Origin of the sequence: Mesorhizobium sp. M7A.F.Ca.CA.002.05.1.1 (assembly GCF_003998335.1) — a bacterium.
GTDB lineage: Bacteria > Pseudomonadota > Alphaproteobacteria > Rhizobiales > Rhizobiaceae > Mesorhizobium.
The window spans coordinates 1-2,944 of record NZ_RZQI01000758.1; the positions used below are offsets into that span (position 1 = coordinate 1).

The window sequence follows — 2,944 nt, forward strand, 5'->3', positions numbered from 1 at the left end:
CTGCTGTCCGGGTTCGGCTCGAAGACGATCTTGACGCGAGCGAACTGACCGGTACCGCCGGTCTGCTTCTTGTGCGTGTAGTCCTGCTCGTGCCTGCGGGTGATCGTCTCGCGATAAGCCACCTGCGGTGCGCCGACATTGGCCTCGACCTTGAACTCGCGACGCATACGGTCGACGATGATGTCCAGGTGAAGTTCGCCCATGCCGGAAATGATGGTCTGGCCGCTTTCCTCGTCGGTCTTGACACGGAAGGACGGATCCTCGGCGGCCAGGCGGTGAAGGGCGAGGCCCATCTTTTCCTGGTCGTTCTTGGTCTTCGGCTCGATGGCGATCTGGATGACCGGATCGGGGAATTCCATGCGCTCGAGAATGACCGGATGCAGCGGATCGCTCAGCGTGTCGCCGGTGGTCGTGTCCTTGAGACCGGCAAGAGCAACGATGTCGCCGGCAAAAGCCTCTTCGACGTCGGCGCGCGAGTTCGCATGCATCTGCAGCATGCGGCCGATGCGCTCTTTCTTGCCCTTCACGGTGTTGTCGACCGAGATGCCCTTGGTGAGCCTGCCCGAATAGATGCGGGCAAAGGTCAGCGAACCGACGAACGGGTCGTTCATGATCTTGAAGGCGAGCATCGACAGAGGCTCGTTGTCGTCGGCGTGACGCTCGATCTCGGCGTCGGTCTTGGCATCGACACCCTTGATGGCGGGAACATCGGCCGGCGACGGCAGATATTCGACGACGGCGTCGAGCAGCGGCTGCACGCCCTTGTTCTTAAAGGCCGAGCCACAGAACATCGGGTAGAACTTGACCGCGATGGTGCCCTTGCGGATCAGCGCGCGGATCTCGTCATTCGACGGCATCTTGCCTTCGAGGTAATTCTCAAGCGCCGTCTCGTCCATCTCGACGGCGGCCTCGATCATCTTCTCGCGGTATTCTTCGGCACGAGCCTTGAGGTCGTCCGGGATCTCGACAACATCCCAGGCAGCGCCCAGCGTCTCGTCGCGCCAGACAAGCGCGTTCATCTCGACGAGGTCGACGACGCCCTTGAACTCGGTCTCGGCGCCGATCGGCAGCTGCATGACAACGGCATGCGCACCGAGGCGCGAACCGATCATCTCGACCGAGCGGTAGAAGTCGGCGCCGATCTTGTCCATCTTGTTGCAGAAGATCATGCGCGGAACGCGGTACTTGTCGGCCTGGCGCCAGACGGTCTCGGTCTGCGGCTCAACGCCGGCATTGGCATCGAGCAGCGCGATGGCGCCGTCGAGCACGCGCAGCGAACGCTCGACTTCGATGGTGAAGTCGACGTGGCCGGGGGTGTCGATGATGTTGAAGCGGTGCATCTTGCCGTCACGAGCCTTCCAGAAGGTCGTGGTCGCGGCGGAGGTGATCGTGATGCCGCGCTCCTGCTCCTGCTCCATCCAATCCATGGTGGCAGCGCCGTCGTGGACTTCGCCGATCTTGTGCGACTTGCCCGTGTAGTAGAGGACGCGCTCGGTGGTCGTCGTCTTGCCGGCGTCAATATGCGCCATGATACCGAAATTGCGGTAGTCTTCGATTTTGTATTCGCGGGCCATCGTAGCTGCCTCTCAGTCTCGTTCGCGCTTTACCAGCGGTAGTGCGCGAAAGCGCGGTTGGCTTCAGCCATCTTGTGGGTGTCTTCACGCTTCTTGACAGCCGTGCCGCGGTTGTTGGCCGCATCCATCAGCTCGCCGGAGAGGCGGTCGACCATCGTGGTCTCATTGCGATTGCGGGCCGCAGCGATCAGCCAGCGAATGGCCAATGCCTGGCGGCGCTCGGGGCGCACGTCGACCGGAACCTGGTAGGTGGCGCCACCGACACGACGCGAACGCACTTCAACATGCGGCGCGACATTGTCGAGCGCCTGATGGAAGACGGTGACCGGCTCCTGCTTGGTCTTCGACTGAACCTGGTCGAGCGCGCCGTAGACGATGGTCTCGGCGACCGACTTCTTGCCGTCATACATGACGGCGTTCATGAACTTGGTGACGATCAGATCGCCGAACTTCGGGTCCGGATTGATCTCACGCTTTTCTGCACTGTGACGACGCGACATGGTTTTTGTCTCTCAATCTCATAACCCGACGCACCCAAGGAGCGCCAAGGCCGGAAAATCTTACTTCGGACGCCCCTTACTTCGGACGCTTGGCGCCGTACTTCGAACGGCGCTGCTTGCGGTTCTTCACACCCTGCGTGTCGAGCACGCCGCGGATGATGTGGTAGCGAACGCCCGGAAGATCCTTGACGCGGCCGCCGCGGATCATCACCACGGAGTGTTCCTGAAGGTTGTGGCCTTCGCCGGGGATGTACCCGATCACTTCAAAACCATTGGTCAGGCGGATCTTGGCCACCTTGCGCAGCGCCGAGTTCGGCTTCTTCGGCGTCGTTGTATAGACGCGCGTGCAGACGCCCCGCTTCTGCGGGTTCTGCTGCATGGCCGGGACCTTGTTGCGCTTCACCGGCGCAATGCGCGGCTTGCGGATCAGCTGGTTGACGGTAGGCATTAAACCCTCTTGTCTCTCAATTCCGTGTCTCGCCCGGTCAGGGCCGCTCAAAGCGTCATTTCCATACGCAAATTCGGGCCATAAGCCGCGCCTCGCGGTCTTGCCCGAACAAAAGGCAGAGGAAGCGGAAGCCGCTTCGTGCACGCCGGAAATGTCTTTTCGCTCGTAAAACGAACCCTGTTTGAGGCAAACTCCAAAGCGTGTCGCTTCGGAAGGGAGAGCCTCACATCGGTTCTGACTGGGCGGCTTCTACTCGTAAGACCGCGGACCGTCAAGCCCGGAGCATCAAATATTGCGCGCCGACCAAGGCTTGGCAGCCATGCGAAAACCGCATGTAATTTTCTTTCGCATTTTTGCAAGAGCGAGGAAGAAAGTGACAAGCCTTCAGGCAAAGTGAATGGGTTTGCGCTGTTGCGCGGCCT

General features: G+C 60.8%; 3 protein-coding genes. All 3 read right to left on the reverse strand.

The features are described from left to right. The coding region (fusA, locus tag EN939_RS27945; RefSeq protein ID WP_127270942.1) for an elongation factor G at nt 1-1,574 on the reverse strand (1,574 nt) is incomplete at its 3' end. Nucleotides 1,575-1,603: 29 nt separating this feature from the next. Then, nucleotides 1,604-2,074, reverse strand: a complete 471-nt coding sequence (gene rpsG / locus EN939_RS27950) for a 30S ribosomal protein S7 (protein WP_008875664.1) — start codon at nt 2,072-2,074, stop codon at nt 1,604-1,606. A gap of 76 nt (nt 2,075-2,150) precedes the next feature. Beyond that, nucleotides 2,151-2,522, reverse strand: coding sequence for a 30S ribosomal protein S12 (rpsL, locus tag EN939_RS27955; RefSeq protein WP_006333356.1), 372 nt, complete (start codon nt 2,520-2,522; stop codon nt 2,151-2,153). Between the last annotated feature and the right edge of the window lie 422 nt (nt 2,523-2,944).